The organism is Streptomyces sp. KM273126 (assembly GCF_004337435.2).
In the GTDB taxonomy this organism is placed as follows: Bacteria; Actinomycetota; Actinomycetes; order Streptomycetales; family Streptomycetaceae; genus Streptomyces; species Streptomyces acidicola.
Map to the genome: position 1 here is coordinate 3,323,380 of NZ_SJXB02000001.1, position 13,074 is coordinate 3,336,453.

Here is a 13,074-nt window from a genome sequence, read left to right on the forward strand (position 1 = left end):
CCGAGACCCGGGCCAACGGTCCGGCGGAGGCCCCGTCCGTGAGCCCGGCGGAGGCCCGGGGGGAGACCCCGGCGGACGGTCCCGCTGAGGCCCAGGCCGGCGACCCCGTCGAGACCCCGGCCGACAGCCCGGCCGACGGTCCGGCGCACATCCCCTCCCAAGGTCCGGCGAAGACCCAGGCAGACGCCCCCGAAGACGAGGCCCGCTGATGAAGAAGTTCGACAAGGAGCGCGTGCTCCTCGCGGTGGCCGGGCCGGTCATCGCGCTCGCCGTGGCCTTCGCCCTGACCTCGGTGGTGCTGATCGCCTCGGGCAAGAACCCGGTCGAGCCGTACACCCTGATGTTCGAGCAGGCCTCGTTCTCCGACATCCAGGTCCTGATCATCAACCAGGCCTCGATGTACTACATCGCGGCGCTCGCGGTCGCCATCGGCTTCCGGATGAACCTGTTCAACATCGGCGTCGACGGCCAGTACCAGCTGGCCGCGATGATCGCGGCGGTCGTCGGCGCCCATGTGAACCTGCCGGCGTTCCTCCAGATCCCGCTGCTGCTCCTGACCGCGGTGTTCACCGGCGCCTTCTGGTCCGGCATAGCCGGTGTCCTCAAGGTCACCCGCGGCGTCAGCGAGGTCGTCGCGACGATCATGCTCAACGCGATCGCGACATCCGTGATCGCCTACCTGTGGCTGCCCTCCGTCTTCGGTGTCAAGGTCGGCAACAACAACACCACCGGCGAGATGCACGAGTCCGGCTGGGTGCCCGGTATCGACCTGGGCGCGGCCGGCGAGATCTACGGCCTGGTGTTCCTCGCCGTCCTGCTCGGCGTCGTCTACTGGGTCGTCCTCAACCGCACCCGCTTCGGCTTCGACCTGCGGGCCTCGGGCGCCTCGGAGAGCGCCGCCGCGGCCAGCGGTGTCGACCCCAAGCGGATGGTGCTCACCGCGATGCTGATCTCCGGCGGCATCGCCGGTCTCGCGGGCCTGCCGATCCTCCTCGGCGACACGCACACCTACAGCCTGAACTTCCCCACCGGCATCGGCTTCCTCGGCATCGGCATCGCCCTGCTCGGCCGGAACAACCCGACCGGCATCGCCTTCGCGGCCCTGCTGTGGGCCTGGCTCGACAAGGCCTCGCCCGAGCTCGACTTCCACGACTACGACAAGGAGATCGCGGTCATCATGCAGGGCCTGATCGTGCTCGCGGTCGTCGTCTCCTACGAGGCCGTGCGCGAGTGGGGTCTGCGCCGCCAGCAGCGCCGCGTCGGCGCGGAGCTCGCCGCGGGTCACGTCCTCGGCGCCACCGACAACGCCACCGACAACAACGCCCAGAAGGAGGTGGCTGGCCGATGACCACCGCGACCGCGGTCAACCAGCCCACGCTGCAGCCCGCCGCCCCGGCCGGCCGGGGACTGTCGCTGCCCGTCCTGCTGATCATCATCGCCGGCGGCCTCGCGCTGACCTCGCTCGTCCGTATCGTCACGGGCGCCGACGGCATCACCAACGTCAGCCAGATGTCCACCGCGCTGGAGCTGGCCGTCCCGATCGGACTGGCCGGTCTCGGCGGCCTGTGGGCCGAGCGCGCGGGTGTCGTCAACATCGGCCTCGAAGGCATGATGATCCTCGGCACCTGGTTCGGGGCCTGGGCCGGCTACCAGTGGGGCCCGTGGACCGGCGTCCTCGTCGGCATAGCCGGCGGCGCCATCGGCGGCCTCGTGCACGCCCTCGTCACGGTCACCTTCAACGTCAACCACATCGTCTCCGGTGTGGCCATCAACATCCTCGCCCTCGGTGCCACCCGCTATCTGGCCCCCCTCGCCTTCGAGGGCAAGTCGGGCGGTTCGGCCAAGCAGTCCCCGCCGGTGGAGTCCCTCGGTGACTTCACCGTGCCAGGGCTCTCGGATGCGCTCCAGGAGCTCAACCACAAGGGCTGGTTCCTGGTCTCCGACGTCGCGGGCCTGCTCGGCGGCCTGGTCACCCATGTCTCCTGGCTGACCCTGATCGCCGTCGCGCTGATCCCCGGCAGCTGGTGGATCCTGTGGCGCACCGCCTTCGGCCTGCGTCTGCGCTCCTGCGGTGAGAACCCCGTGGCCGCCGAATCACTCGGCGTCAACGTCTACAAGTACAAGTACCTGGCCGTGGTCATCTCCGGCGGACTGGCCGGCCTCGGCGGTGTCTTCCTGTCCATCGTGGCCAACCCCTTCTATCTGGAGGGCCAGGTCAGCGGCCGCGGCTACATCGGTCTCGCCGCGATGATCTTCGGTAACTGGATGCCGGGCGGACTCGCCCTCGGCGCCGGCCTGTTCGGCTACACCGACAGCCTCAACCTGCGCGGCGGCGCCGAGAACGTCCACGCGCTGCTGCTGCTCGGCGCCCTCCTGCTGGTCATCGGCGCCGTCTGGCTTGCGGTCCGGAAGAAGTACACCGCCTCCGCGATCACCGTCCTCATCGGCGCCCTGCTGTTCACTTGGTACGTGACCACCGACGAGGTTCCGAACCAGGTCGTCTCCGCCACGCCGTACGTCATCACGCTGATCGTCCTCGCGCTCTCCGCGCAGCGGCTGCGGATGCCCAAGGCGGACGGTCTGCCGTACCGGAAGGGACAGGGCAAGTGACATCGCCCGCCGGCGTCGACGACGTCGACTGGGGCGAGCTGCGGGTGGTGGCCCGGGACGCGATGTCCCGGGCGTACGCCCCGTACTCCGGCTACCCGGTCGGCGTCGCCGCCCTGGTCGACGACGGGCGGATCGTCTCGGGCTGCAACGTCGAGAACGCCTCGTACGGCCTCGGGCTGTGCGCCGAGTGCGGGCTGGTGTCGCAGCTGCAGAACACCGGCGGCGGGCGGCTGACGCACTTCACGTGCGTGGACGGGCAGGGCGACATCCTCGTCCCGTGCGGTCGCTGCCGCCAGCTGCTGTACGAGTTCGGGGGGCCGGACATGCTCCTGGAGACCCCGGAGGGCGTCCTGCCGCTGTCGGAGATGCTGCCGCAGGCGTTCGGCCCGGAGCATCTCACCAAGTAACGCGTGCGGCCCCTCCTGACGACCGGTCTTCAGGGGCCGCGCACTTCCGGAACCCCGGAAGTCACTTTCGGAACCTCGGAAGGAAAGCAAAGCCATGGCCATGGACGCCGTCTCCGTCATCCGTACCAAGCGGGACCGCGGTGAGCTCAGCGACGAACAGATCGACTGGGTCATCGACGCGTACACCCGCGGGGAGGTCGCCGACGAACAGATGTCGGCGCTCGCAATGGCCATCCTGCTCAACGGCATGGACCGCCGTGAGATCGCCCGCTGGACGGCCGCGATGATCACCTCCGGTGAGCGCATGGACTTCTCGTCCCTGACCCGCCCAACCGCCGACAAGCACTCCACGGGCGGCGTCGGCGACAAGATCACGCTTCCGCTGGCCCCGCTCGTGGCGGCCTGCGGAGCGGCCGTGCCGCAGCTCTCGGGCCGGGGCCTCGGCCACACGGGCGGCACCCTGGACAAGCTGGAGTCGATCGCCGGCTGGCGCGCCCAGCTCTCGGGCGAGGAGATGCTGTCCGTCCTGGACGGTGTGGGCGCGGTGATCTGCGCGGCGGGCGACGGACTGGCCCCGGCGGACAAGAAGCTGTACGCGCTGCGCGATGTGACGGGCACCGTCGAGGCGATCCCCCTGATCGCCTCCTCGATCATGTCGAAGAAGATCGCCGAGGGCACGGGTTCGCTCGTCCTGGACGTGAAGGTCGGCACGGGTGCCTTCATGAAGACGATCGAGGACGCGCGTGAACTGGCCTCCACGATGGTCGGCCTGGGCACGGACCACGGCGTACGCACGGTCGCCCTGCTCACGGACATGTCCACCCCCCTGGGCCTGACCGCGGGCAACGCCCTGGAGGTCAGGGAGTCGGTGGAGGTACTCGCGGGCGGCGGCCCGGCGGACGTCGTCGAACTGACCCTGGCCCTGGCCCGAGAGATGCTCGACGCCGCCGGGCTGCGGGACACCGACCCGGCGAAGGCCCTGGCCGACGGCTCGGCGATGGACGTGTGGCGCCGCATGATCAAGGCCCAGGGCGGCGACCCGGACGCTCCGCTGCCGACGTCGAGGGAACAGCATGTCGTCACCGCCCTCTCCTCGGGCGTCCTGACCCGCCTCGACGCGTACGACATCGGCATCGCCGCCTGGCGCCTCGGCGCCGGCCGCGCCCGCAAGGAGGACCCGGTCCAGGCGGCGGCGGGCGTCGAGATGCACGCCAAGCCGGGCGACCCGGTGACCGAGGGCCAGCCCCTGCTCACCCTGCACACGGACACGCCGGAACGGTTCGCCTACGCGTTGGAGGCGGTGGAGGGTTCGTACGACATCGGGGCGGCCGGAACGGACTTCACACCGTCGCCGGTGGTGCTGGAACGCATCGGCTGAGCCGGAGTTTCCCTGTTCAGGCGAACGGGATCGGCGAACGGGATCGGCGAACGGGACCAGTGAACGGGACCGGTGGACCGGGGCGGACCGGCGCCAGTCCCGTTCGTCGACGTACGGGCCGGTCCCGTGAAGGTGATCGACGGCGTTGGCCCAACGCACGTCACCCCAGCAACGCCGCGATCACCACCAGCACCGGCACCGAAAGGATCGTCGACAGCAGGATGGACTCCCGGGCCAGTACCTCGCCCACGCGGTAGCGGCTCGCGAAGGTGAAGAGGTTCTGCGCGGCGGGGAGCGCCGAGGTGACGACGACGTCGAGCAGGGGTGCGCCGCGGAGCCCGAAGACCCCGGCCGCCAGCGCCCAGGCCGCGGCCGGCTGGCCCACCGACTTGAGGGCGACCGAGAGCAGCACGAGGTGGCGGTCGGGGCCGCGGCCCGGGACGGTGCTGCCGCACAGGGAGATACCGAAGGCGAGCAGGACCGCGGGCACCGACATGTTCCCGATGAGCGTCAGCGGATCCATGATCGGCCCCGGTACCCTCAGGCCCGACGCCGAGACCGCGACCCCCGCCAGCGAGCCCACCGCGATCGGGTTGCGCAGGGGCGTGATCAGCCGTCGCCACAGCGGGCCCTTCTCGCCCTGGCCCGACAGGTCCAGGATCGTCAGCGCGATCGGTGTCAGCGCGATCACCTGGAACAGCAGCACCGGCGCCACGAGCGAGGCGTCGCCCAGCACGTACACGGCGATCGGGATGCCCAGGTTGCCGGCGTTGACGTAACTGGAGCACAGCGCGCCGATGGTCGTCCGGCCGACGCCCCAGCGCCGTACGACACCGACCGCGACGAACACTCCGGCCGCCGCTGCCGTGCTCAGTGCGGTGACGAGCAGGCGGTTGGAGAAGATCACGGACAGGTCGGCCTCGGCGAGCGTCGTGAACAACAGGGCCGGTGAGGCCACATGGAACGCGAGCTTGGTCAGCACCTCCCGTCCGTGCTCGCCGAGATATCCGCGGCGTCCGATGACGAAGCCGACGCCGATGACGACGGCGATCACCGCGAAACCCGTCAGCACCCCCTGCACAGGGCCTCCTCGGCGGGAAGGAGGCCGTCGGGTATCGCGGGCGGTGCGGATCCATGGGGCATACACCCAACCCTCCGGGGAAGGCAGGGCACAGGTCAATGTGATCTTTGGCGGACCGCGCGGGCGCGCCCCTCTGGATCGATCCGGTGCACGGCCCGCGATGAGTCACGAGCCCCAGAACGGTCTACCGAACGTGGATGCCACGACACCCGCTGTACTCACGCTGCTGGGACCCGTCGCCAAGGACGAGGTGCCCCGGCTCTGTGCCGACGTGCGCGCGCTGCTGACGGCGACGGGGGCGGAGGTCGTCGTGTGCGATGTCGCCGGGATCGGACCGGCGGGGCTGGCCACCGTCGACGTACTCGCCCGGCTTCAGCTCACCGCACGGCGTGCCGGGGGCCGCATCCGGCTGCGCGGCCCCGACCCGGCGCTGCGCGCGCTACTCGGTCTCGTCGGCCTCGCCTTCGAGATGGAGGGGCAGCCCGAAGAGCGGGAACAGGCGCACTGCGTCGAGAAAGCAGTGGAACCCGGCGATCCGGCCCTCTGATATCTCCAGGACCTGAATCGCCCATGGGGAGAAGCCTCCCTTCTCCGGATCCGGCTTGTACTGGGCGAAGCCCGGCAGGCCGTTCACGGCGACCGGCACCAGGTGCGAGCCCGCGCAGGGTGCGCCCAGCGTCGTCATGAAGCCGGTGATGTCGTCCGTGCCGCGCAGCCACAGGTCGAACGGCGGCATCGTCATGACCGCGTCCTCGTGCAGCAGCGCGGTCAGCGCTGCCATGTCGTACCCCTCGAACGCCGCCATGTAGCGGTCGAGGAGCTTCTGCTGCTCCTCGTTCAGCGGGTCGGAGACGGCGCTTTCCGCGTCCTGGCCGCCCGTGTCGGCCAGCGTCGCCCGTGCCCTCTGCAGTGCGCTGTTCACCGACGCCACGGAGGTTTCGAGCAGCTCGGCGACCTCGCTCGCCTTCCAGGCGAGCACCTCGCGGAGGATGAGCACGGCACGCTGCTTGGCGGGCAGCTTCTGCAGGGCCGCGACGAAGGCCAGCCGGACGGACTCCTTCGCCACGGCCGCCTCCGCGGGGTCGCTGGTCGTGGGCAGGACGCGGGCGTCGGGGACGGGCTCCAGCCATGTGTTGTCCGGGCGGGGGGAGAGCGCCGCCTGGGCCAGGGGGGTGGAGTCGCTGAGGTCGACGGGGCGTGCCCGCTTGTTGCCTGCCGTCAGCATGTCCAGGCACACGTTCGTCGCGATGCGGTACAGCCAGGAGCGGAGCGAGGAGCGGCCCTCGAACTTCTCGTAGCTCCGCCAGGCCCGGACCAGGGTGTCCTGCACCGCGTCCTCCGCCTCGAAGGACGAGCCGAGCATCCGGTAGCAGTAACCGGTCAGCTCGACCCGGTACTTCTCCAACTGGAGGTCGAGGTCTGCTGTTGTCGCCGTGCCCTTGCTCATCGTCCACCCACCCCTGTGGCTTGCTCCCTGGCGCGCGTCTTCACGCCCAGCACTTCGGAAGCTACCGCAGCCCACTGACAACGGCCCCTTGACAGAGGAAGGTGCAGGTCAGGCGAGTGTCCGCTCGCCCAGGGTTTTTCCTCGCCCCCGCCGCCCCTACCCATTCCCGTCCCTTCCCTGGGGGCTGCCGCCCCCAGACCCCCGCTTGTCGGCCTGAACGGCCTCGTCCTCAATCGCCGGACGGGCTGGGTGGTGCCTGGCCTCGGCTGGAAATCCCCAGCCGGAGGGCCCCAGCCCTCAGCCGGAGGGTCCCAGCCCTCGGCCGGAGGGTCCCAGCCCTCGGCCGGAGGGTCCCAGCCCCCGGCCGGAAGGTCCCGGCCCCGGCCGCACATTCCAGCGCCGGCCAGCCCATTCCAGCCTCTCCGGCGTTTGAGGAGCGAGGGTCCGGGGCCGGCCCTCGAAACGGGGTCCGGGCGGAGCCCCGAAGAGGGGGCCGGGGGCGGAGCCCTGAGGGACTGGTCCGGGGCGCAGCCCCGAAACCGGGGGTCCAGGGGCGCGGCCCCCTTGGCCGGGGTCGAAGGGGCGGAGCCCCTGGGGATGGGACGGGTAGGGGCGGCGGGGGCGAGGAAAAATCCCGCGAACTGCGAACTGCGAACTGCGAACTCGCGAACTCGCGAACTCGCGAACTCGCGAACTCGCGAACTCGCGAACCCGCGAACCCGCGAACCCGCGGAGCGACCCCGCCCGGAACCCCCTGAGCCCCCCTCAGCCCCCGAACCCCCTCAGCCCACCGCCACCGCCCCCCGACGCGCCTGCACCCGCGCCGCGTGCGACCCCACCACAGTGATCGTCACCACGCCCAGCACGGCCAGCAGCCCGACCCCCACGGTCCCGGCCCAGCCCCCGGCGTGGAACGCCACCGCACCGACCGTGCTCCCGGCACTGGAACCGACGTAGTACGCGGACTGGTAGAGAGCGGAAGCCTGCGCGCGCCCGTGCGTCGCGGTGTGGCTCACCGAGGACGACGCCACCGCGTGCCCCGCGAAGAAACCGGCCGTGATGAGGACCAGCCCCAGCAACACCAGCGGCAGGGCGTCGGACAGGGACAGCAGCAGCCCCGACGTCGTCGTACCGCCCGCCAGATACAGCGCCCCACGCCGCCCGAGCCGCCCCACCAGCTTCCCGGCGGTCGAGGCCGACACCGTACCCACCAGGTACACCAGGAAGATCGAGCCCACGATGCCCTGGGGCAGCGAGAAGGGCGCCTCGGTCAGCCAGTAACCGATCACCGTGTACACGCCGCCGAACACCGTCATGAACAGCGCACCGATCGCGTACAGCCGGCGCAACAGCGGGTTCGAGAGATGGTCACGAACCGTACGGGCCAGCACACGCGGCCGCAGCGAACCCGGAGTGAAGTGCCTCGGCGCCGGCAGCAGCAGCCGGAAGGCCACCGCGCACCCCACCGCCACGACGCCGATCACCCCGACCGCGACCCGCCAGCCCCACTCCTGCGCGACCCAGCCGGTGATGACCCGGCCGCTCATACCGCCGACACTGTTGCCCGCGACGAACAGCCCGATCGCGGTGATGAGGGCCTTCGGGCGGACCTCCTCCGCCAAGTACGCCGTCGCCGACGCCGGAAGCCCCGCGAGCGCCGCACCCTGCACCGCCCGCAGCACCACCAGAACGAACAGGTTCGGGGCGAAGGGAACCAGCAGCCCGACCGTCACCGCGACCGCGAGCGACGCCGTCATCACCGTACGCCGCCCGAACCGCTCGGACAGAGCGCTCATCGGGAGCACGAACAGGGCCAGCGCACCCGTCGCCGCGGACACCGTCCAGCTCGCCGCGCTCGCGGTCACCCCGAAGTCGCCGGAGACCAGCGGCAGGAGCGCCTGAGTGGAGTAGAGGAGCGCGAAGGTCGCGACACCGGCGAGAAACAGCGCCAGGCTCATCCGGCGGTAGCCGGGCCCGCCCGGGGTCATACGGGTGTCGGAAGGAAGGTTGGAGCGGGAGTCGGACTGGGGGTGGGAGTGGGTCTGGGAGTCGGAAGCAGGAGCGGTCGGTCCGGCGCCCACGGTGGTGGACGCCTCGGTACTGACGGAAGGCATGCCTCGAACGTACGGACAGGGCGACTCATCCGTCCAATGCATGGAACCCCCATAATCGTTCCCATGGTGCATCAGCAGAGGTCAGAAGCTCACCTGTCACCATCCAGTGACACAGAAGACATCGTTTCCGTACTCGCCCCGCGCCTGGCCCACTTCGCCGGTGTCGCCCGCACCGAGCACGTCACCCGTGCCGCGCAGGAGATGCAGGTCCCGCAGTCGACGCTGTCCCGGGCCATGGTCCGGCTCGAACAGGACCTGGGTGTCGACCTGTTCGCCCGGCGGGGACGCACAGTCTCCCTCACTCCCGCCGGACGCACCTTTCTCGGTTCCGTCGAGCGTGCGCTCGCCGAGATCGCACGCGCCGCGGAGGAGGTGCGCGCCGACGCGGACCCCGCCACCGGCAAGGTCGCCTTCGGTTTCCTGCACACCATGGGCTCGGAGACGGTCCCCGGGCTCATCCGTGCCTTCCGCGTGGACCATCCGCGCGTCCGCTTCAGCCTCGTCCAGAACTACGGCGAGGCCATGATCGAACGGCTACGGGCCGGGGAGCTGGACCTGTGCCTGACGTCGCCCGTCCCGGACGCGCCCGACCTCGTCGCCCGCCGCCTCGACGAACAGAAACTGCGCCTCGTCGTCCCGGCCGACCACCGCCTCGCCTCCCGTAAGCGCGTCCGCCTCGCCGAGGCCGCCGACGAGACCTTCGTGACCCTCGAACCCGGCTACGGCATGCGTCGTATCACCGACGACCTGTGCCGGCAGGCCGGCTTCAAGCCCCGCATCGCCTTCGAGGGCGAGGAGGCGGAGACCCTGCGGGGCCTGGTCGCGGCCGGCCTCGGCGTCGCCCTGCTGCCACCCCCGGCCGTGCCCCGCCCGGGAGTGGCCGAGCTGACGGTCACGGCCCCGCGCGCAGCCCGGGAAATCGGCGTCGCCTGGCTGGCGGGCCACCCGGACACACCTCCGGTGGCGGCCTTCAAGAGGTTCCTGCTGTCACGAAGGGGCCGGCTCCTACCGGACTGAGGGCGCCCCCGCGCACCAAGGGGCGCGGGGAACTGCGCCCGCAACCACAACGCACCCGCAGCCGCGAAACACCGCTCAGCCACCCCTCCCGGAGCGCGACCGACCGAAGCCGGAGGCCAACGGCATCCGCAGCCCCAACGGCGGCGGAGCCGCCAGCGCATCCTCCACGGGGCGCGCGAACACGCGCCCGAACAACGTGCCCATCACGAAGTCCTCCGCCAGCGCGTGCACCTCGTCCCGGTGCTGATGCAGCCCGTGCCCGTCGGAGTGCACCTCGAACCGGCAGATGTCCCGGTTGGCCTTCTTCACCCGGGCAGCGAGCCGGAAGGACAGCTCCGGGTCCGTGCGCTGGTCGTTGGTGCCGTGCACGATCATGACCTGGCGGCCGACGAGTTGCTTCACCGGTTCGGGTGGCACGGCCACGTCGTCCTCGGGCAGCCAGGGGGCGATCGCGAGGACGGAGTTGACGGCAGCGTGCCCGCCCGCGTGCAGCGCCGCCCGCCCGCCCATGTCCACTCCGGCCAGGCAGACCGGTACGTCCCCGTAGCGCCGTACGACCTCGTCGGCGGCCCAGGAGGCGTCGTGCGCCAGATGGGCCTCGCCGCCGTTCCAGCCGCGGTAGCGGTAGTGCACGACGTGCGCGGCCAGACCCTCGTCGTGCCCGGTGCGGGCGAGACGGCGGCCGAGGGCGCGCAGGGAGGCCGCCGCCATCATCGGAGTGGGTCTGCGCTCCGAGACCTCGTCGCCACTGGGGAGGAGCAGCACGACCCCGCTCACGGCCGACGGCTCAGGCCCCACGACTCGCCCAAGTCTGGGGCTGCGCAACGGCGTTGCTTGCTGTGACATGACAGAAACAGTGTCAGAAGTCGCGGTGTACGACACCTGGCCGGACGGTCACCGTTGGGTATCGGCGGATCTTCGTTACCGGGACATCTACGCGCGTAGGCGCTACAGTGCGGCCATGACGAGCCAGACTGCCCCAACCGGTGCTGCCCTCCCGAGCTCGGACCAGATCCGCCGGGCGCCCAAGGTTCTGCTGCACGATCACCTCGACGGCGGGCTGCGCCCCGGCACGATCGTCGACCTCGCCCGTGCCTCCGGCTATACGAGCCTCCCCGAGATCGACCCCGACAAACTCGGTGTCTGGTTCCGCGAGGCCGCGGACTCCGGCTCCCTGGAGCGGTATCTGGAGACCTTCACCCACACCTGTGCCGTCATGCAGACCCGTGAGGCGCTCGTCCGCGTCGCCGCCGAGTGCGCCGAGGACCTCGCCGAGGACGGGGTCGTCTACGCCGAGGTGCGGTACGCCCCCGAGCAGCACCTTGAGGCGGGGCTCAGCCTCGAAGAGGTCGTCGAGGCCGTCAACGAGGGCTTCCGGGAAGGGGAGCGGCGGGCGAAGGCGAACGGCCACCGCATCCGCGTCGGCGCCCTGCTCACCGCCATGCGGCACGCGGCCCGCGCCCTGGAGATCGCCGAACTCGCCAACCGCTACCGCGACCTGGGTGTTGTCGGCTTCGACATCGCGGGTGCCGAGGCCGGTTACCCGCCCACCCGCCACCTCGACGCCTTCGAGTACCTCAAGCGCGAGAACAACCACTTCACCATCCATGCCGGCGAGGCCTTCGGGCTGCCCTCCATCTGGCAGGCCCTCCAGTGGTGCGGTGCCGACCGGCTCGGCCACGGCGTACGGATCATCGACGACATCCACGTGCACGAGGACGGTTCGGTGAAGCTCGGCCGGCTCGCCTCGTACGTCCGCGACAAGCGCATCCCGCTGGAGCTGTGCCCGAGCTCCAACCTCCAGACGGGCGCCGCCGACTCGTACGCAGGGCACCCCATCGGGCTGCTGCGCAGCCTGCACTTCCGGGCGACCGTGAACACGGACAACCGCCTGATGTCCGGCACCAGTATGAGCCGGGAATTCGAGCACCTTGTCGATGCCTTCGGCTATACGCTCGACGACATGCAGTGGTTCTCCGTCAATGCTATGAAGTCAGCATTCATTCCTTTCGATGAACGACTGGCGATGATCAATGACGTCATCAAGCCCGGATATGCCGAGCTGAAATCCGAATGGCTGTTTCGCCAGTCCGCTTCGACCAGCGGTTCCGTGGTGGACAAGGGCTGATTGACGGTTCCGGGAAGCGGTTGGGTCGCGGTGGCCCGGCCGCTTTTCCGTGTTTGCCTCGGCCGGGTCTTTGGTGTTTACGTTTCAAGACCGCTCAGATCCCCGTCATCACGCATTCAAGGACGCATCCAAAATGAAGCAGTCTGCTGCCAAGACCCTCACAGTCGCCGCCCTCGGTACCGCCGTCGCCGCCGTCGGCGCGGGCGCCGCGAACGCCGCCCCGGGCGTCCCCGCCGCCCCTCAGGCGCTGGGGACCGTCACTCAGGCGCTGCCGGCGCAGAACGTCTCGAAGGCGGTGCCGGCTGCCGGTGGGGTCGTCACCCAGGGCCAGTCCGCCCTCGGCGCCGGCCTGGAGTCCGCGCAGCCCACCACCGACAAGGTGGTGTCCGGAGGCCCGACCAACCCGGCGGCCAAGCTGCTCGGCGGTCTGCCCGTGAAGGCCCTGTCCGGCAAGGGGAAGGGCGTGAGCGGACTGCCGCTCGGCGGTGCCGTCTGAGCCGTACCTCTTCTTGGTGCCGGCGCTCTTCGGCACCTGGCTCTCGGTTCCCGGTTCTCGTAGGGACGAGCATGGGGCGCACCCTTGGTGGGTGCGCCCCAGCGTCGTATCGGTCACCGGTCGGTGCCGGTCACCAAGCCGTGCGGGCCTTGTCCTCCGAGGGCAGCAGGATCCACAGGGCTATGTAGAGCAGGAACTGCGGGCCCGGGAGCAGGCACGACAGCAGGAAGATCACACGCATCGTGGTCGAGGAGGTGCCGAAGCGCCGTGCCAGCGCTGCGCACACTCCGCCTATCATCCGGCCGTCGGTGGGGCGGGCAAGGCGGCTCATGGAGGGCTCCTTCGTCAGCCAGGGACGGAGGCCTCCCCGTTGGCGGCCCCGTCGTCCTCAACACC

At 70.6% G+C, this 13,074-nt stretch carries 13 protein-coding genes; 8 read left to right on the forward strand and 5 right to left on the reverse strand.

The genetic code is table 11. The annotated features are described in order from the left end of the window. Positions 1 to 208: 208 nt before the first annotated feature. From E0500_RS14330 to E0500_RS14345, 4 genes are all read left to right on the forward strand, one after another. The gene (locus E0500_RS14330) at positions 209 to 1,348 is read left to right on the forward strand and encodes an ABC transporter permease (protein WP_131564527.1); all 1,140 of its coding nucleotides are present in this window, start codon (positions 209 to 211) and stop codon (positions 1,346 to 1,348) included. Then, positions 1,345 to 2,610: an ABC transporter permease gene (locus E0500_RS43820; protein WP_131564529.1), complete on the forward strand. Its 1,266-nt coding sequence runs from the start codon at positions 1,345 to 1,347 to the stop codon at positions 2,608 to 2,610. Before E0500_RS14330 ends, E0500_RS43820 begins: the two co-directional genes overlap by 4 nt. After that, positions 2,607 to 3,017 (forward strand): cytidine deaminase, encoded by a 411-nt coding sequence (locus E0500_RS14340; RefSeq protein WP_131564531.1) that lies wholly within the window; start codon positions 2,607 to 2,609, stop codon positions 3,015 to 3,017. Before E0500_RS43820 ends, E0500_RS14340 begins: the two co-directional genes overlap by 4 nt. A 94-nt stretch (positions 3,018 to 3,111) precedes the next feature. Continuing rightward, positions 3,112 to 4,395 carry a thymidine phosphorylase gene (locus E0500_RS14345; RefSeq protein ID WP_131564533.1) on the forward strand — a complete coding sequence of 428 codons (1,284 nt, stop codon included), beginning with the start codon at positions 3,112 to 3,114 and terminating at the stop codon, positions 4,393 to 4,395. A gap of 160 nt (positions 4,396 to 4,555) precedes the next feature. Here the strand turns inward: E0500_RS14345 and E0500_RS14350 are convergent, their stop codons facing one another. Further along, positions 4,556 to 5,476 carry an AEC family transporter gene (locus E0500_RS14350; protein WP_131564535.1) on the reverse strand — a complete coding sequence of 307 codons (921 nt, stop codon included), beginning with the start codon at positions 5,474 to 5,476 and terminating at the stop codon, positions 4,556 to 4,558. Between the two features lie 193 nt (positions 5,477 to 5,669). On the opposite strand from E0500_RS14350, the gene E0500_RS14355 reads away from it, so the two are divergent. Then, positions 5,670 to 6,023: an STAS domain-containing protein gene (locus E0500_RS14355; RefSeq protein ID WP_399119163.1), complete on the forward strand. Its 354-nt coding sequence runs from the start codon at positions 5,670 to 5,672 to the stop codon at positions 6,021 to 6,023. Here the strand turns inward: E0500_RS14355 and E0500_RS14360 are convergent. Continuing rightward, complete coding sequence (locus E0500_RS14360; RefSeq protein ID WP_131564539.1) at positions 5,916 to 6,923, reverse strand: sigma-70 family RNA polymerase sigma factor; 1,008 nt, start codon at positions 6,921 to 6,923, stop codon at positions 5,916 to 5,918. The genes E0500_RS14355 and E0500_RS14360 overlap by 108 nt on opposite strands. Before the next feature lie 782 nt (positions 6,924 to 7,705). Next, positions 7,706 to 9,037, reverse strand: coding sequence for an MFS transporter (locus E0500_RS14365; RefSeq protein ID WP_181586994.1), 1,332 nt, complete (start codon positions 9,035 to 9,037; stop codon positions 7,706 to 7,708). Between the two features lie 63 nt (positions 9,038 to 9,100). Here E0500_RS14365 and E0500_RS14370 point away from each other — a divergent pair, with 63 nt between their 5' ends. Then, the gene (locus E0500_RS14370) at positions 9,101 to 10,054 is read left to right on the forward strand and encodes a LysR family transcriptional regulator (protein ID WP_131570983.1); all 954 of its coding nucleotides are present in this window, start codon (positions 9,101 to 9,103) and stop codon (positions 10,052 to 10,054) included. 75 nt (positions 10,055 to 10,129) lie between these two features. Here E0500_RS14370 and E0500_RS14375 read toward each other — a convergent pair whose 3' ends face one another. Then, positions 10,130 to 10,900, reverse strand: a complete 771-nt coding sequence (locus tag E0500_RS14375) for a prolyl oligopeptidase family serine peptidase (protein WP_131570980.1) — start codon at positions 10,898 to 10,900, stop codon at positions 10,130 to 10,132. 115 nt (positions 10,901 to 11,015) lie between these two features. Between E0500_RS14375 and E0500_RS14380 the strand changes: the two genes are divergently transcribed. Beyond that, the gene (locus E0500_RS14380) at positions 11,016 to 12,182 is read left to right on the forward strand and encodes an adenosine deaminase (RefSeq protein WP_131570977.1); all 1,167 of its coding nucleotides are present in this window, start codon (positions 11,016 to 11,018) and stop codon (positions 12,180 to 12,182) included. A gap of 133 nt (positions 12,183 to 12,315) precedes the next feature. Beyond that, complete coding sequence (locus tag E0500_RS14385) at positions 12,316 to 12,678, forward strand: ATP-binding protein (RefSeq protein WP_131570974.1); 363 nt, start codon at positions 12,316 to 12,318, stop codon at positions 12,676 to 12,678. Positions 12,679 to 12,808: 130 nt separating this feature from the next. Here E0500_RS14385 and E0500_RS14390 read toward each other — a convergent pair whose 3' ends face one another. Next, a complete protein-coding gene (locus tag E0500_RS14390) occupies positions 12,809 to 13,009 on the reverse strand; it encodes a PspC domain-containing protein (RefSeq protein WP_131570971.1) in 201 nt (66 codons plus the stop codon). Positions 13,010 to 13,074 lie beyond the last annotated feature (65 nt).

Excerpts from the sequence above, each read along its gene's own strand:
- E0500_RS14360 (WP_131564539.1), bottom strand. The coding sequence starts at position 6,923 with ATGAGCAAGGGCACGGCGACAACAGCAGACCTCGACCTCCAGTTGGAG.
- E0500_RS14365 (WP_181586994.1), bottom strand. The coding sequence starts at position 9,037 with ATGCCTTCCGTCAGTACCGAGGCGTCCACCACCGTGGGCGCCGGACCG.
- E0500_RS14330 (WP_131564527.1), top strand. The coding sequence starts at position 209 with ATGAAGAAGTTCGACAAGGAGCGCGTGCTCCTCGCGGTGGCCGGGCCG.
- E0500_RS14380 (WP_131570977.1), top strand. The coding sequence starts at position 11,016 with ATGACGAGCCAGACTGCCCCAACCGGTGCTGCCCTCCCGAGCTCGGAC.
- E0500_RS14345 (WP_131564533.1), top strand. The coding sequence starts at position 3,112 with ATGGCCATGGACGCCGTCTCCGTCATCCGTACCAAGCGGGACCGCGGT.
- E0500_RS14370 (WP_131570983.1), top strand. The coding sequence starts at position 9,101 with ATGGTGCATCAGCAGAGGTCAGAAGCTCACCTGTCACCATCCAGTGAC.
- E0500_RS14385 (WP_131570974.1), top strand. The coding sequence starts at position 12,316 with ATGAAGCAGTCTGCTGCCAAGACCCTCACAGTCGCCGCCCTCGGTACC.
- E0500_RS14390 (WP_131570971.1), bottom strand. The coding sequence starts at position 13,009 with ATGAGCCGCCTTGCCCGCCCCACCGACGGCCGGATGATAGGCGGAGTG.
- E0500_RS43820 (WP_131564529.1), top strand. The coding sequence starts at position 1,345 with ATGACCACCGCGACCGCGGTCAACCAGCCCACGCTGCAGCCCGCCGCC.
- E0500_RS14375 (WP_131570980.1), bottom strand. The coding sequence starts at position 10,900 with ATGTCACAGCAAGCAACGCCGTTGCGCAGCCCCAGACTTGGGCGAGTC.